This window comes from Streptomyces sp. PTY087I2 (assembly GCF_001687325.1).
In the GTDB taxonomy this organism is placed as follows: domain Bacteria; phylum Actinomycetota; class Actinomycetes; order Streptomycetales; family Streptomycetaceae; genus Streptomyces.
This window is the reverse complement of record NZ_LZRD01000053.1, coordinates 1-16,182: the sequence shown is the minus strand read 5'-3', so window position 1 is coordinate 16,182 and position 16,182 is coordinate 1. Positions and strand designations below refer to the sequence as shown.

Here is a 16,182-nt window from a genome sequence, read left to right as displayed (position 1 = left end):
GTGCGGCAGCAACGTTACGGCGGTGCCGGAACGTGCGTACGGGCTGGCATCCTTGGCGCTGTACTTACCGCCGACTCCGGAGCCCCGGGGGAGCCAATCAACGTGTCACAGCTGCGTACGGTCCAAGTCCTGGGCGGCGGCAGTGCGGGCAGCAGCGCGCACGTCGGTTCGCTGGCCGCCGGGCTGGTGGCGCGCGGGGTGCAGGTGACCGTCTGCGCGCCGGCCGCCGTGGACCGCGCCTACGACTTCACGGCGACCGGAGCCCGCTTCCTGCCGGTGCCCCGGCGCAGCGACCCGGCCGCCGTCGCCGCGCTGCGGGCCGCCTGCACGGGCGCGGACGTCGTCCACGCCCACGGACTCCACGCGGCCGCCCGCACCGCCCTCGCGCTGAGCGGACGCGCCGTACCCCTGGTGACGACCTGGCACACCCGGCGGTACGCGGAAGGCGCCCGCCGCCAGATCCTGCACCTGCTGGAACGGCGCGCCGCACGGGCGGCGGCCGTGGTCCTCGCCCCCTCCTCCGACCTGGTGGACCGGGCCCGGGAGCGGGGCGCCCGCGATGCCCGGCTCGCCCCCGTCGCCGTCCCGCCCCCGCACCCGGACGGAACGGTCGACGAGGGCAAGGTGCGGGCCGAACTGGGGGCGGTGGACCGGCCGTTGCTGATGGCCGTCGGCAGTCTCGTACCGCATCACGGCTTCGGCACCCTGCTGGACGCGGCGCGCGCCTGGCGGCGGCTGGACCCCGTGCCGCTGCTCGTCATCGCGGGGGAGGGGCGCGACCGGGAGGCCCTGCAACGACGGATCAGGGACGAGGAGTTGCCCGTCGTGCTCGTCGGATCCCGGGAGGGTGTGGGGGAGTTGGTCGCCGCCGCCGATCTGGCCCTGCTGCCGAGCCGGTGGGAGGGCCGCTCCCTGCTGGCGCAGGAGGCGCTGCGGTCCGGGGTGCCGCTGGTGGCCACGGCGGTCGGCGGTGTGCCCGAACTGGTCGGCGAAGCGGCCGAGTTGGTGCCGTACGGCAATGCCGAGGCCCTTGCCCGTACGGTCGTGAGACTGCTCGGGGACCCGGCGGCGCGGGCCCGCCTCGCCGAGGCCGGGCGGGTGCAGGCGGCGGGCTGGCCCACCGAGGACGACACGATCGCCCATGTGCTCAGCGTCTACGACGAGTTGGCGCAGCCGCTGGCGACGGGGCGCGGCCGCTGAGCTCGGTGCTGCTCTGTGGTGCGCCGGCAGGCCGGTTCCGTCAGCTCGCGTGGCGGCGGGCCCGCAGCGCCAGGCTCAGCGCCAGCACCGTCTGCGGGTCGTCCAGGTCCGTGCCCAGCAGCTCGCCGATCCGGGCGAGCCGGTTGTAGAGGGTCTGGCGGTTGAGGTGCAGTTCGCGGGCGGTCTCCGCCTTGCGGCCCGCGTGCGCCAGATAGGCCTGGAGCGTCGGCAGCAACGGCGGGCGCGAGGTGCGGTCGTGCTCGCGCAGTGGGCCGATCGCCCGGTTCACGAACGCCGCCAGGTCCGGATGGTCCCGCAGCCGCCACAGCAGCAGGTCGATGTCGAGCCGCCGGGCGTCGTACCAGGGCCGGTCGTCCAGGCCCTGCGCGGCCGTCGCCGTCTCCGACGCGTGCCGCAGCCCCGCGCCCGCCGCCGCCCAGCCGCCCGCGACGCCGACCACGACCACCGGCGGCTGCGATCCGGCCCGGTCGAGACCGGCCCGCTCCACGCCCGCCCGCAGCGCCGCCGCCACCCGGTCCGCGACCGCCGTACGCTCGCTCTCCGACCGCAGCCCCAGCAGCAGCGGGACCCTCCCCTCCACGGGCCGTACGCCGAGCAGCACCGGCACGCCGACCGAGGCCAGCTCCTCCAGGACCGCACGGGCCAGCAGCGCCCAGTTGCCCGACGGGGACAGCTCGGGGGCCAGCCGCATCACGACCGGGAGCAGCGGTGTCTCGCCGGGCCGGAAACCGAGCACCCGGGCCTGGGCGGGGGCGTCCTCCGGGGCGATCCGGCCCTCCGCGAGGTCGGTGAGGAAGTCGCCCCGGCCCCGGGCGGCCAGCTCCTCCTCCTGCCGGGCCTGCATCAGCACGACCGCCAGGAGGCCCGCCGCGCGCTCCGCCGCCATCCGGTGCACGGTCGCCAGCGGCCCGGCCACCGCGAGCAGCACCAGCCGCGCCCGTACCGCACCGGTCTCCGGCCCGCCGCCGGGCACGTCCACCAGCAACGCGCCGGTCGGCGGCGACTCCCGGGCCGCCCGGTCGCCGCGCATGCCCTCCCAGACCTGGAGCGGGTCCGCGCCCACTGGGCCGGTTCCCGTGGACGCCGCGTACAGGAGCTGGCCGTCGGGCGTCTCCAGGAAGACCGGATTGGCGGTGAAGTCGGCGAGGATCCCGAGGACCTGCGGCACCCCGCCGCCGTCGAGCAGCGCCCGGGTGGCGCGCCGGTGCACCTCCTCCGCCTGCTGGAGCAGCGCGTAGTGCCCGTTGACGATCTCGGTGTGCACCTCCTCGGTCACCGCGACGAACGGCACCTCGCGGTGCAGCTGGACCAGCGGAAGCCCGGCCGCGCGGGCGGCGTCCACGATGGAGGCGGGTAGTCGGCCGAAACGCGGGCCCAGCTCCACCACCAGGGCCGCGATGCCCCGGTCGGCGAGACGGCGGACGAAGGCGCGCTGTTCGGCAGGGCGGGCGCCCAGGCCGAGCCCGGTCGTCAGAAGCAGCTCGCCGCCCTTGAGGAGCGAGGCGATGTTCGGGACCTCGCCCGCGTGCACCCAGCGCACCGTACGGTTCAGCCGGTCGGCCCCGGCCACCACCTCCGGGAGCCCGGCGCGCAGCCCCGGCAGCTCCAGCGCCCGCTGCACGGTGATTCCGCTGTGGCTCTCCACGTACCCGGCCCGCTTTCCCCTGGTGCCCTGCCCGCTTCCCGGGCGGTCGTCCTGATCCGGACTGTCCTGTTCAGGACGCTACCGCCCGGGGCCCGGGGTGCGCATGGCAGGGGAGGCCCGGATGCCGTGGTCAGGGACGGCCCGGACGGCTCACCGCCCGTCACCGCTCGGCCGGCAACCCCGCCAACGCCCCCCGGCCGCGCCGCAACGCCTCGATCTGCTCGTCCAGGTCCGCCGGCTCCCCGTCCAGGATCGCCCGCAGCTCCGCACACCAGTCGAAGCCCGCCTGCTCGCCCCGGGCACACGGCAGCACCTGACGGATCACATCGGTGGAGAGCCCGGCCCGCAGCAGCGCCCGGATCTTCCGTACGGAGGCCACCGCGTCCTCGTCGTACGCGCGATAGCCGTTCGTCCCGCGCCGCGCCTCCAGCAGCCCCTGCGCCTCGTAGTACCGCAACGACCGCGCGCTGACGCCCGTCCGCCGGGACAACTCCCCGATCAGCATGGATTCCCCGCCCTCGACGCTTGACCTTGACACCGGTGTGAAGCTCTAACGTCCCAGCCATGAACGGAGATTCCCCGCACATCGCGCACCTCGACGGCTGGCCGGCGGCCACCGGTGACCTGGCACCGCTCGCCTTCTCCGGCCACGCCCACTTCACCGCCGCACAGATCCGCGACGGGCGGATCCGGGGCCTGGACCTCCATCTGGAGCGGCTGCGGTCCGCGTCGGTGGAGCTGTTCGGCCGGGCCCTGCCGGAGGACGTGGTCCGCGCCCACCTCCGTACCGCCCTCGCCGCCGCACCGGCCGCCAATCTCTCGCTGACCGCCACGGTCTCCTCCACGGCGGGGGAGTTCGCCGCGCCCGACGGCGACCCGACACTCCTGGTGCGGACCGGACCGGACCGCCGTCGTCCGGCCCCGCCGGTCCGCCAGGCCGTCGCCGACGGCTTCGACGACGCCGCCTTCTGGACATGAACTCCTGGACCCCGGGGATCCCCGTCCACCGCATCGGCTCCACCGAACTGCCCGCCGCGCCCCGGTCCCTGGAGACCCTGCACCGGGCGTACACAGCAGAACCGCCCACCGCGCCGTGAGGAGCGCGACGGGCGGTTCGGTGACCGGCCTCAGCCCACGTACGCGCCGCTGGCCGTCAGCCGCAGCGCCGTGTCGATCAGCGGGACGTGGCTGAACGCCTGCGGGAAGTTCCCCACCTGGCGCTGGAGATTGGAGTCCCACTCCTCGGCCAGCAGACCCAGGTCGTTGCGGAGCGACAGCAGCTTCTCGAACAGCTGGCGCGCCTCGTCGACCCGGCCGATCATCGCGAGGTCGTCCGCCATCCAGAACGAGCAGGCCAGGAACGCGCCCTCGTCGCCCTCCAGACCGTCGACGCCCGCGTCCTCGCCCTCGGTGGGGTAGCGCAGGATGAAGCCGTCCTCCGTGGACAGCTCCCGCTGGATCGCCTCGATCGTGCCGATGACCCGCTTGTCGTCCGGCGGCAGGAAGCCCATCTGCGGGATGAGGAGGAGGGAGGCGTCCAGCTCCTTCGACCCGTAGGACTGGGTGAAGGTGTTGCGCTCCTTGTCGTAGCCGCGCTCGCAGACGTCCCGGTGGATGTCGTCGCGGAGCTCGTACCACCGCTCCAGCGGGCCCTCGACGTCGCCGGACTCGACCAGCTTGATCGTCCGGTCGACGGCGACCCAGGCCATCACCTTCGAATGCACGAAGTGGCGGCGCGGCCCGCGCACCTCCCAGATGCCCTCGTCGGGCTCCTCCCAGTGCTTCTCCAGATACTCGATCAGCTTGAGCTGGAGGCCCATGGCGTAGTCGTTGCGGGTCAGACCCGTCATGTGCGCCAGGTGCAGCGCCTCGGTGACCTCGCCGTACACATCCAGCTGGAGCTGGTTCGCGGCGCCGTTGCCGACGCGGACCGGGCTGGAGTTCTCGTAACCGGGCAGCCAGTCCAGCTCCGCCTCGCCCAGCTCGCGCTCGCCGGCGATGCCGTACATGATCTGGAGGTTCTCCGGGTCGCCCGCCACCGCGCGCAGCAGCCACTCACGCCACGCCCGGGCCTCTTCCCGGTAGCCGGTGCGCAGCAGGGAGGAGAGGGTGATCGCGGCGTCCCGCAGCCAGGTGTAGCGGTAGTCCCAGTTCCGTACGCCCCCGATCTCCTCGGGGAGCGAGGTGGTCGGCGCGGCGACGATCCCGCCGGTGGGGGCGTAGGTGAGGGCCTTGAGCGTGATCAGGGAGCGGACGACCGCCTCCCGGTAGGGCCCGTGGTACGTACACTGCTCGACCCATTCGCGCCAGAAGTTCTCCGTCGCCTCCAGCGAGTTCTCCGGCTCGGGGAGGGCGGGCGGCTCGTGGTGCGAGGGCTGCCAGCTGATCGTGAACGCCACCCGGTCCCCGGGGCCCACCGTGAAGTCGGAGTACGTGGTCAGATTCTGGCCATACGTTTCCGCTTCGGTGTCCAGCCAGACCGAATCCGGGCCGGCGACCGCGACCGTACGGTTGTCGACCTTGTGCACCCACGGCGTCACCCGGCCGTAGCTGAACCGCATCCGCAGCTCCGAGCGCATCGGCACCCGGCCGCTGACACCCTCCACGATCCGGATGAGCTGGGGCGCGCCGTCACGCGGGGGCATGAAATCGGTCACCCGTACGGTGCCGCGCGGTGTGTCCCACTCCGATTCCAGGATGAGGGAGTCACCGCGGTAACGCCGCCGGTCCGCGGAGGCTGGTTCCGTTCCCTCCGCTCTCGCGGGGCCCAGGCGCCAGAAGCCGTGCTCCTCGGTGCCCAGCAGCCCCGCGAAGATGGCGTGCGAGTCGAAGCGGGGGAGGCACAGCCAGTCCGCTGTGCCGTCCCGGCAGACCAGGGCGGCGGTCTGCATGTCTCCGATGAGTGCGTAATCCTCGATGCGCCCGGCCACGTGCGTCTCCAGTCGAACGGCCATGTCGCCCCGTCAAAGGGCGCTTACTGCGGGTCAAGGGGGTCGTAGGGTCTTTCACCCGGGAAGATCCGACGAGTTCCTGTACCGGTGGGCGGCCTGGGTGGTGCCGCCGCCCGGCCGTCTCGGCAGCGAGTGTTTGAGCAGGATACGACGCACCACGAAGATCCGCGCGACGGTGTCCGCAAGATCTCTGAGCTGATCGGGTGGGACGTGAAATGCCTGCGGTGAAGCTGTGACGCCCTTGTGCAGGGTGTGGCCGGAAGCAGCCTCCCGCCGTCGCTGTTACCCTGGTAGCCCGTGGACGGTGGTCGTCTCTGACAGCGGACGAGGCCCCCGAACCGCAGCGACGGCACCCCCGGAATCCCCGGTTCGGCTGCCGTTCGCACCTCAGAATCGCGACCACGGGAGCCCCCTTTGGCTATGCAGCCCACATCCACGACGACCAAGCACATCTTCGTCACCGGGGGTGTCGCTTCCTCCCTCGGCAAGGGTCTGACTGCCTCCAGCCTGGGTGCCCTGCTCAAGGCACGGGGCCTGCGGGTCACCATGCAGAAGCTCGACCCCTACCTCAACGTCGATCCCGGCACGATGAACCCCTTCCAGCACGGTGAGGTGTTCGTCACCAACGACGGCGCCGAGACCGATCTGGACATCGGCCACTACGAGCGGTTCCTCGACGTCGATCTCGACGGCTCCGCCAACGTCACGACCGGCCAGGTCTACTCCCAGGTCATCGCCAAGGAGCGGCGCGGCGAGTATCTGGGCGACACCGTCCAGGTCATCCCGCACATCACGAACGAGATCAAGCACCGTATCCGCCGCATGGCCACCGACGACGTGGATGTCGTCATCACGGAGGTCGGCGGCACGGTCGGCGACATCGAGTCGCTGCCGTTCCTGGAGACCGTCCGCCAGGTCCGCCACGAGGTCGGCCGGGACAACGTCTTCGTCGTGCACATCTCGCTGCTGCCCTACATCGGCCCCTCCGGCGAGCTGAAGACCAAGCCCACCCAGCATTCGGTGGCCGCTCTGCGCAACATCGGTATCCAGCCGGACGCCATCGTGCTGCGCGCCGACCGTGAGGTCCCCACCGCCATCAAGCGCAAGATCTCGCTGATGTGCGATGTCGACGAGGCCGCCGTGGTCGCCGCGATCGACGCCAAGTCGATCTACGACATCCCCAAGGTGCTGCACACCGAGGGCCTGGACGCCTACGTCGTGCGCAAGCTCGACCTGCCCTTCCGCGACGTCGACTGGACCACCTGGGACGACCTGCTGGACCGGGTCCACAACCCCGACCACGAGGTCACCGTCGCCCTGGTCGGCAAGTACATCGACCTGCCCGACGCCTACCTCTCGGTCACCGAGGCGATCCGCGCCGGCGGCTTCGCCAACAAGGCCCGGGTCAAGGTCAAGTGGGTCACCTCCGACGACTGCCGCACCGCCGCCGGCGCCACCGAGCACCTCGGCGACGTGGACGCGATTCTCATCCCGGGCGGCTTCGGCGAGCGCGGCGTCGACGGCAAGGTCGGCGCCATCCGCTACGCCCGCGAGAACAAGGTCCCCCTCCTCGGCCTCTGCCTCGGCCTCCAGTGCATCGTGATCGAGGCGGCCCGCAACCTCGCCGAGATCCCCGACGCCAACTCCACCGAGTTCGACGCCGCCACCTCCCACCCCGTCATCTCGACGATGGAGGAACAGCTCGCCTACGTCGAGGGCGCCGGCGACCTCGGCGGCACCATGCGCCTCGGCCTCTACCCCGCCAAGCTCGCCGAAGGCTCCGTCGTGCGCGAGGCGTACGCGGGCGAGCCGTATGTCGAGGAGCGCCACCGCCACCGCTACGAGGTCAACAACGGCTACCGCGCCGAGCTGGAGAAGAAGGCCGGACTGGTCTTCTCCGGCACCTCCCCGGACAACAAGCTCGTCGAGTACGTCGAGTACCCGCGCGAGGTGCACCCCTACCTGGTCGCCACCCAGGCGCACCCGGAGCTGCGCTCGCGCCCGACCCGCCCGCACCCGCTCTTCGCGGGTCTGGTGAAGGCCGCCGTCGCGCGCCAGGTCGCCGCCGAGAAGGGCGCGGACGCGTAACACCGAGGCATTACGGTTGACCGGGGTACGGATCCGCTGCGGATCGGTGCCCCGGTTTTCTTCTGTTTCGTGGGAGGACGTAGGCACATGGGTATCCAGGACACGCCCGAGGAGTGGCAGGTCACCGGGACGGTGACCCCCTTCACCGGCAACAAGACCAGCGTCCGCACCGACCAGGTGGTGATGCCCGACGGGTCCGTCCACGGCCGTGACTACCAGGTCCACCCGGGCTCCGTCGCCGTCCTCGCGCTCGACGACGAGGACCGGGTCCTCGTGCTGCGCCAGTACCGCCACCCGGTACGCCACCGGCTCTGGGAGATCCCGGCCGGACTGCTCGACATCCCCGGCGAGAACCCCCTGCACGCCGCCCAGCGCGAGCTGTACGAGGAGGCGCACGTCAAGGCCGAGAACTGGCGGGTGCTGACCGACGTCTACACCACGCCCGGCGGCTGCGACGAGGCCGTACGGATCTTCCTGGCCCGGGACCTCTCCGAGGCGGAGGGCGAGCGGTACGCGGTCGCCGAGGAGGAGGCCGACATGGAGCAGGCCCGGGTGCCGCTGGACGAGCTGGTCCGCTCGGTCATCGCGGGGGACCTGCACAACAACTGCCTCGTCGTCGGGGTGCTCGCGCTCACCGCCGTCCGCGCGGGCGACGGCATCGACGCGCTGCGCCCCGCCGAAGCCCCGTGGCCGGCCCGGCCCTTCGAGGCCTGACGGTCCGTCCGGCGCCCATTCAGCCCCTGATCGGTCATACGAGATGCTGATCCGATCGGGGGATATCGGGGGCGGCCCCGCCTCGCTCCGCGGTGATCGTCCCCGCCGCTGAACTACGCTCGAACCGCGCCCGACCGGAGTTCCGGCGGGCATCGCGCGCAGCGAAGTGGAGCGTGGCTCGTGACCGATCAGGCGGTGGACACCAGCGGCCCGGCGAAGGCCCCCGGGGCCGAGGAGCCGTCCGGCGCCGCCCCACCCCGATTCTTCGGCCGCGAACGGGAGTTGAAGGATCTCCGGGCGGACATCGAGCGCGCCGGCCTGGACACCCTGGCCGGCCGCAAGGCCCCCCGCGCCCGGGTCCTGCTCATCGCGGGCCGCCCCGGCTCCGGCCGCAGCGCACTCGCCGAGGAGCTGGCCGGGGCGCTCACCGGAACCGACGCCGCCGGGGCCGCCCGGGCCGCCGCCGGCGCCCTGCCCTGGGCCGTCGCCGGTACGGGCTCCGGCGACTACCCCGACGGGGTGCTCCGGGTCGGCCTCACCGACCCTGACGGCGAGCCGGTCCCCCCCGAACGCACCGCCGGCGAGATCCTCGGCCTCCTCGGAATCGCGGTCCCGCCGGGGGCCGACCAGGACGAGCTGTCCGAGATGGTCCGCGAGGCCCTGGCCGGGCGCCGCCTCGTCCTGGTCCTCGACGACGCGGCCGACGCCGAACAGGTCGACCCGCTGCTCCCGGAGAACCCCGACTGCCTCGTCCTCGCCACCGCGACCGGGCCGCTGACCGGCATCCCCGACGTCCGGCCCTGCACCCTCGGCGGACTGGAGAAGGGCGCGGCGGTGCGGCTGCTGGCCCGCGCCATCGGCCAGGTCCGCATCACCGTCGACCCCCGCACCGCGGAGCGGCTGGCCGAGGAGTGCGGCGGGCAGCCCGCGGCGCTGGCCCTGGTGGGCGGCCTGCTCGCGGCCCACCCCATGGCCTCGGTCGCCGATGTCGCGGGGCAGTTGCACGAGCTGCCCGACCCCGACGAGCAGCAGCCCGTCGGCGCCCGCCCGCTGGCCCGCGCCTTCCGACTCGTCCACGACTCGCTGCCGCAGACCGCCGCCCGGATACTGCGTCTGCTGGCCCTCGCCCCCGCCGGACTCGCCGACGCCCACACCGCCTCCGCGCTGGCCGGCTGCTCGGTCTCCGCCGCCCGCGCCACCCTCGACGACTTCGTGAAGCTCGGCCTGCTGCGGACGGACGGCGCACCCCACCCCCAGTACGCGGTGCCCGGCTGCCTCGCCCCGATGCTGCGGGCCCTCCTGGAGGACCGGGACCGCCCGGCCGAGATCCAGCTCGCCCGCGCCCGGATGCTGGAGCGGACCGTGCGCCGGCTCCAGGCCTGCCGCGCGGTCACCGAGCCCGAGGGGTCCACCGCCCGCGGCAAGCTCGCCGGACTGCCCCGCTCGCTGCGCTTCCCGAACGCCGAGGAGGCGGGCGCCTGGCTGCGGGTCCGCCAGCCCGCGCTGCTCGCCTCGGCCCGGCTCGCCGTGGCCGACGGGGAGCTGGACACCCTGGCGCGCCGCCTGGTCGCGGCCCTGGTGCGGGCGCTGGCCGCGCACCGGGGGACGGAGGAGGCCGCCCCCGAGCTGTACGGGCTGCACGGTCTCGTCCTGGACGTGGCGCTCCGCCGCGAGCTGCCCCGCGAACAGGCCGCCGCCCTGCTCAACCTCGCCGACCTGGACGCCCGCACCGGCCGCACCCGGGAGGCGCTGACCCGCTACCGGGCCGCGCTGGACGCCGGAAAGGCCGCGAAGGACCTGTACGCCACCGGCCGCGCGATGGAATCCGTAGGCGGCGCGTACGAGGAGCTGGGGGACTACCACCGGGCCGCCGACTGGTACGGCCGGGCGCTCTCCCAGCGCCTCACCCAGGGGGAGCGGGCCGACGAGGCCCGGCTGTACGGGCGGCTCGGGGCGGTCCACACGTACGCCGGGCGCTACGGCGAGGCGCTGCGGAACTGGCGCGCCGCCGCCGCCGGCCACCGCAGGCTCGGCGACCCGGCGGCCCAGGCGCGCTCGCTCAGCGAGGCGGCCCGGGTCCAGGAGTACGCGGGCCGCCCGCACGATTCGCTCCAGACCTGCCGGGAGGCCGTCGAGCTGGCCCGGCGCGCCGGTGACGTGCGGCTTCAGGCCGCGCTCCAGCTGCGGCTGGCGGACACCCTGGACCGGCTGGGGGATCCCGCGGCGGCCCGGTTGCACCGGGGCGCCGCCGATAGATTGCTGGGCGAGGAGGCCTCAGCCTACGAAATCCGCAGTGCTTCGACAGAAAATTAATGCTTTGTAAGGCTAGACAGCGCGAAGTCCTTCATTAGACTGGCTCTGCCGCGCTCCTTCGTGGCGTCTCCATTTATGATGTATATGTCCGGGTGTGCACCGCTGTGTCCGGATGACCCTCCGAGCCAAGGACCGTGATCGACGTGAAGGTCGGCATCCCCCGCGAAGTCAAGAACAACGAGTTCCGGGTGGCGATCACCCCCGCCGGAGTGCATGAGCTCGTCCGCCACGGCCACCAGGTCGTCATCGAGCACGACGCCGGCGTCGGCTCGTCCATCCCGGACGAGGAGTACGTCGCCGCCGGAGCGCAGATCCTGGCCACCGCCGACGAGGTCTGGGCCGCCGCCGACCTGCTGCTGAAGGTCAAGGAGCCGGTCGCCGAGGAGTACCACCGCCTCCGCAAGGACCAGGCGCTCTTCACCTACCTGCACCTCGCCGCCTCCCGCGAGTGCACCGACGCGCTGCTGACCTCCGGCACCACCGCCATCGCCTACGAGACGGTTGAGACCGCCAATCGCGCGCTCCCGCTGCTCGCCCCGATGTCCGAGGTCGCGGGCCGCCTCGCCCCGCAGGTCGGCGCGTACCACCTGATGCGCTCGGTCGGTGGCCGCGGCGTGCTGCCCGGCGGCGTCCCCGGCACCCACGCGGGCCGGGCCGTCGTCATCGGCGGCGGCGTCTCCGGCTGGAACGCCACCCAGATCGCCGTGGGCCTCGGCTTCCACGTCACGCTGCTCGACCGCGACATCAACAAGCTCCGCGAGGCCGACAAGATCTTCGGCACCAAGGTGCAGACCGTCGTCTCCAACGCCTTCGAGCTGGAGAAGGCCGTCGTCGAGGCCGACCTCGTCATCGGCGCCGTCCTGATCCCCGGAGCCAAGGCCCCGAAGCTGGTCACCAACGAGCTCGTCGCCAAGATGAAGCCCGGAAGTGTACTTGTCGACATTGCAATCGATCAGGGCGGCTGCTTCGAGGACTCGCGTCCGACGACCCATGCCGAGCCGACCTTCCCGGTCCACAACTCGGTGTTCTACTGCGTCGCCAACATGCCCGGCGCGGTCCCGAACACCTCCACCTACGCGCTCACCAACGCGACGCTTCCCTACATTGTGGAGCTCGCCAACCGCGGCTGGGCCGACGCCCTGCGCCGCGACGCCGCGCTGGCCAAGGGCCTCAACACCCATGAGGGGCAGGTGGTTTACCGCGAGGTGGCCGAGGCGCACGGTCTCCCGCACGTCGAGCTGAGCACGCTTCTCGGCTGACGGGTCAACCGGATCCGTCAACATCGCACGTCCGGCCGGACCTTGCCGTGCAAGGTCCGGCCGGACGTGTATCGGGCCCCGTGAGGCCCTTGCGCAACTCGCGCCGAACGTAACCCTTTACCCGTTTCGTGCAGCGGTGAAATGTGCGGCTTGGTCGCTGTGCACCCTTGACAGCGAGGCGTTCGATTGCCGACACATCGGGCCGGGTCCGGCGGATTGTGTTGCTGCGGACCGGTGACACGCCATAGAGTCGCCAATCGTCGGCATGGTGCCACGCTGACCTATCGATAAGTTTCCTGGTCACGTCCAAGGAGGTAAGACGACTTGTGAATGAGTCGACAATTACTCCTGGGGGTGGTCAACCAGGGATGCCTGCACGGGGTCTGAGCCCGATCGGGCTCGAAGCTGTCGGCTCCGTCGCGGTCCGCACCTTCGCCACCCAACAGCACATGACGACAGCCCCCCAGATGATGGACGGCCCAAACGTGAACGCCACGGCCGGCAACGAGAGCAGCCGGGACACCGACCGCTTCGCCGACTTCGCCGAGGTGCCCGAGGGGCACTTCTACGACCCCGACGCCGAGTACGAGCCCGATCCGGAGTACGCGGCCACCCTCGCGCCCGACGCCGCGCGTCAGCGCCGCGAGCGCATCGGCCCGACCGGACGGCCCCTGCCGTACTTCCCGATCCCGGGTCCCCTGACCGACCACGGCCCCGCGAAGATCATCGCGATGTGCAACCAGAAGGGCGGCGTCGGCAAGACCACGTCGACCATCAACCTGGGCGCCGCGCTCGCGGAGTACGGACGCCGGGTCCTGCTCGTCGACTTCGACCCGCAGGGCGCGCTCTCCGTGGGCCTCGGGGTCAACCCGATGGAGCTGGACCTCACCGTCTACAACCTGCTCATGGAGCGGGGCATGGCGGCCGACGACGTCCTGCTCAAGACCGCGGTCCCCAACATGGACCTGCTGCCCAGCAACATCGACCTCTCCGCGGCCGAGGTGCAGCTCGTCAGCGAGGTGGCCCGCGAGTCCACGCTCCAGCGCGCCCTGAAGCCGCTGATGGCCGACTACGACTACATCGTGATCGACTGTCAGCCCTCGCTCGGCCTGCTCACCGTGAACGCCCTGACGGCCGCTCACAAGGTCATAGTGCCGCTGGAGTGCGAGTTCTTCGCGCTGCGCGGGGTGGCGCTGCTCACCGAGACCATCGAGAAGGTCCAGGAGCGGCTCAACCCGGAGCTGGAGCTCGACGGCATCCTCGCCACCATGTACGACTCCCGTACGGTGCACAGCCGCGAGGTCCTGGCGCGCGTCGTCGAGGCCTTCGACGAGCACGTCTACCACACCGTCATCGGGCGTACGGTCCGCTTCCCGGAGACCACGGTCGCCGGCGAGCCCATCACCACCTACGCCTCCAACTCGGTCGGCGCCGCCGCCTATCGCCAGCTCGCCAGGGAGGTGCTCGCCCGGTGTCACGCCGAGTGAGTCTGCCGGGGGCCGACGAACTGTTCCGTACCACCGGAGGCGGGATGGGCCTCCAGCCGTCCTCCCCCGCGGAGCGGCGGCGCAAGGCGAACGGCGAGCCGCGGGTGCCCGCGCCCGCCGGGGAGAGCGATCCCTCCGGCCCGGCCCCGTCGTCCGCCGACCGTGAGGAGCACGCCGCGGCCGACGCCGACGGCGGCGACTCGCGCGGCCGTGGCGGCGAGGGCGAGCGGGCCCCGTCCGCCAAGGCCGCCGGTGAGCGCCCCGCCGCCTCCGCCCCGGCCGAGCAGCAACCGGCGGTCCAGCCCCAGCGCAGGCGCGGCGGCGCACGCGGCGCGAACCGCCGCCCGAGCGGCCGCGAACGCCACGACGAGAAGATCACGGTCTACGTCTCCGCCGAGGAGCTGATGGATCTCGAACACGCCCGGCTCGTCCTGCGCGGCGAACACGGCCTCGCCGTCGACCGGGGCCGTATCGTCCGCGAGGCGGTGGCGGTGGTCCTCGCCGACCTGGAGTCCCGGGGCGACGCGAGCATCCTCGTACGGCGGCTGCGCGGCCGCTGAGCGGCACGGCGCGGGTAGCCTGCCTCGCAGGACCCATCGGCCGCCGCCCCACCCCTGGACCCCCATGCCCACGCCCGACGACCCCACCGCCCCGCGCCGCCGCGCCCTGGGCCGGGGACCGGGCGTGGCGGCGTTCCCGGAGCCGGAACCGGAGCCCGTACGAGAGCCGGAGCCCGAGGCCGTTCCCGTACCGGAGGCCGAGCCGGAGCCCGTACCGGAGCCGGAAGCCGTTTCCGTACCGGAGGCCGTACAGGAGCCGGCGGCCGAACCGGCGCCCGAAAGCGATGACAAGCGGTTCACCGTCCGCCTCGTGAACTTCGAGGGCCCCTTCGACCTCCTCCTCCAGCTGATCTCCAAGCACAAGCTGGACGTGACCGAGGTCGCCCTCTCCAAGGTCACCGACGAGTTCATGGCGTACATCCGCGCCATGGGCCCGGACTGGGACCTCGACCAGACCACCGAGTTCCTCGTCGTCGCCGCCACCCTCCTCGACCTGAAGGCCGCCCGGCTGCTGCCCGCCGCCGAGGTGGAGGACGAGGCGGACCTGGCGCTCCTGGAGGCGCGGGACCTGCTCTTCGCGCGGCTGCTCCAGTACCGCGCGTACAAGCAGATCGCCGAGATCTTCCAGGGCCGCCTGGAGTCGGAGGCCCGCCGCCACCCGCGTACGGTCGGCCTGGAGGACCAGCACGCCGAGCTGCTGCCCGAGGTGGTCATCAGCATCGGGCCCGAGGGCTTCGCGAAGCTCGCGGTGAAGGCGATGCAGCCGAAGCCGAAGCCCCAGGTGTACGTGGACCACATCCACGCCCCCCTGGTCAGCGTCCGGGAGCAGGCGGGCCTGGTGGTGGAGCGGCTGCGGGCGGCCGGGGAGGCGGTCAGCTTCAGGACACTGACCGAGGACGCGCCGGACACCCTGACCGTGGTCGCCCGGTTCCTGGCCCTGCTGGAGCTGTACCGCGAGAAGGCCGTCACCCTCGACCAGGACGAGGCGCTGGGCGACCTGCTGGTGGCCTGGTGCGGCGGGGAGGGCGCGGAGCCGGTGGTGACGGACGAGTTCGACCAGGAGCTGAACGGGACCCCCGAAGAGGAAGGCGTACGGGAATGAGCGAGCAGCCGGGCCGGGAGCGGGACGAGGACGCCGTCGCCTCGCTCGACCTCAAGCCCGCCCTGGAGGCGGTCCTCATGGTCGTCGACGAGCCCGCCACCGTCGACCACCTCGCCAAGGTGCTCCAGCGGCCCCGCAGGGCCGTGGCGGACGCGCTGCGGGAGCTGGCCGACGAGTACACCGTGCAGCGCCGGGGCTTCGACCTGCGGCTCGTCGCGGGCGGCTGGCGCTTCTACACCCGCCCCGAGTACGCGGCGGCCGTGGAGGGCTTCGTCCTGGACGGCCAGCACGCCCGGCTCACCCAGGCCGCGCTGGAGACCCTGGCGGTCGTCGCGTACCGGCAGCCGGTGAGCCGTTCGCGGGTCTCGGCGGTGCGCGGAGTCAACTGCGACGGGGTCATGCGGACCCTCCTCCAGAGGGGCCTGGTGGCCGAGGCGGGCGCGGAACCCGAAACAGGTGCGATCCTGTACAGGACGACGAACTACTTTCTGGAGCGAATGGGCCTGCGCGGCCTGGACGAGCTCCCGGAGCTCGCGCCCTTCCTCCCGGAGGCGGACGCGATCGAGGCTGAGACGCTAGAGGGTGTGCCGTCGTTCGATCCGGACGCACCGGACACCCCGGATACTCACGCAGACGACAAGACGGAATTTTGATGCGAAGCAGTGGCAGGAACAGCGGAAGCGGCGGCGGCAGCGGCCGGAGCGGCGGCCAGGGCGGCGGCCAGGGCGGCGGTCGCCCCGGTCAGGGCGGCGGACGCGGTCAGGGAGGACGCCCCGGCGGTCAGGGCGGCGGCGGACGCGGCGGCAGCGCTCAGGGCGGACGCTCCGGCGGCGGACGCGGCG

Annotated in this window: 13 protein-coding genes and 1 pseudogene; 11 read left to right on the top strand and 3 right to left on the bottom strand. The window is 72.7% G+C overall.

Translation table 11 applies throughout. The annotated features are described in order from the left end of the window. The first annotated feature begins 102 nt into the window (after positions 1-102). A complete protein-coding gene (locus tag A3Q37_RS33630) occupies positions 103-1,200 on the top strand; it encodes a glycosyltransferase family 4 protein (RefSeq protein ID WP_065490728.1) in 1,098 nt (365 codons plus the stop codon). Between the two features lie 40 nt (positions 1,201-1,240). Here the strand turns inward: A3Q37_RS33630 and A3Q37_RS33625 are convergent, their stop codons facing one another. Beyond that, on the bottom strand, positions 1,241-2,866 hold the full coding sequence (locus A3Q37_RS33625; protein WP_065490726.1) for a PucR family transcriptional regulator: 1,626 nt from the start codon (positions 2,864-2,866) through the stop codon (positions 1,241-1,243). A gap of 160 nt (positions 2,867-3,026) precedes the next feature. Continuing rightward, positions 3,027-3,371, bottom strand: a complete 345-nt coding sequence (locus A3Q37_RS33620; protein WP_065490724.1) for a MerR family transcriptional regulator — start codon at positions 3,369-3,371, stop codon at positions 3,027-3,029. Between the two features lie 59 nt (positions 3,372-3,430). On the opposite strand from A3Q37_RS33620, the pseudogene A3Q37_RS33615 reads away from it, so the two are divergent. Further along, positions 3,431-3,963: pseudogene (locus tag A3Q37_RS33615) on the top strand (aminotransferase class IV). Between the two features lie 30 nt (positions 3,964-3,993). Here the strand turns inward: A3Q37_RS33615 and A3Q37_RS33610 are convergent. Then, complete coding sequence (locus A3Q37_RS33610) at positions 3,994-5,796, bottom strand: glycoside hydrolase family 15 protein (RefSeq protein ID WP_065490722.1); 1,803 nt, start codon at positions 5,794-5,796, stop codon at positions 3,994-3,996. A gap of 441 nt (positions 5,797-6,237) precedes the next feature. Between A3Q37_RS33610 and A3Q37_RS33605 the strand changes: the two genes are divergently transcribed. The 9 genes from A3Q37_RS33605 to A3Q37_RS33565 form a co-directional block, all read left to right on the top strand. Further along, the gene (locus A3Q37_RS33605; protein ID WP_065490720.1) at positions 6,238-7,905 is read left to right on the top strand and encodes a CTP synthase; all 1,668 of its coding nucleotides are present in this window, start codon (positions 6,238-6,240) and stop codon (positions 7,903-7,905) included. 87 nt (positions 7,906-7,992) lie between these two features. Beyond that, positions 7,993-8,619 (top strand): NUDIX hydrolase, encoded by a 627-nt coding sequence (locus A3Q37_RS33600; RefSeq protein WP_065490718.1) that lies wholly within the window; start codon positions 7,993-7,995, stop codon positions 8,617-8,619. 180 nt (positions 8,620-8,799) lie between these two features. After that, positions 8,800-10,932 (top strand): ATP-binding protein, encoded by a 2,133-nt coding sequence (locus A3Q37_RS33595; RefSeq protein ID WP_065490716.1) that lies wholly within the window; start codon positions 8,800-8,802, stop codon positions 10,930-10,932. Between the two features lie 143 nt (positions 10,933-11,075). Continuing rightward, the gene (gene ald, locus A3Q37_RS33590; RefSeq protein ID WP_065490746.1) at positions 11,076-12,191 is read left to right on the top strand and encodes an alanine dehydrogenase; all 1,116 of its coding nucleotides are present in this window, start codon (positions 11,076-11,078) and stop codon (positions 12,189-12,191) included. Between the two features lie 368 nt (positions 12,192-12,559). After that, on the top strand, positions 12,560-13,678 hold the full coding sequence (locus A3Q37_RS33585; RefSeq protein ID WP_065490714.1) for a ParA family protein: 1,119 nt from the start codon (positions 12,560-12,562) through the stop codon (positions 13,676-13,678). Continuing rightward, on the top strand, positions 13,675-14,238 hold the full coding sequence (locus A3Q37_RS33580; RefSeq protein WP_065490712.1) for a hypothetical protein: 564 nt from the start codon (positions 13,675-13,677) through the stop codon (positions 14,236-14,238). Before A3Q37_RS33585 ends, A3Q37_RS33580 begins: the two co-directional genes overlap by 4 nt. Before the next feature lie 64 nt (positions 14,239-14,302). Further along, entirely contained in the window at positions 14,303-15,340 is a 1,038-nt protein-coding gene (locus A3Q37_RS33575) for a ScpA family protein (protein ID WP_065490710.1), read from the top strand. Then, complete coding sequence (scpB, locus tag A3Q37_RS33570; protein WP_065490708.1) at positions 15,337-15,993, top strand: SMC-Scp complex subunit ScpB; 657 nt, start codon at positions 15,337-15,339, stop codon at positions 15,991-15,993. Before A3Q37_RS33575 ends, scpB begins: the two co-directional genes overlap by 4 nt. 9 nt (positions 15,994-16,002) lie before the next feature. After that, positions 16,003-16,182: hypothetical protein (locus tag A3Q37_RS33565; RefSeq protein WP_065490706.1), on the top strand; the 180-nt coding region annotated here is incomplete at its 3' end.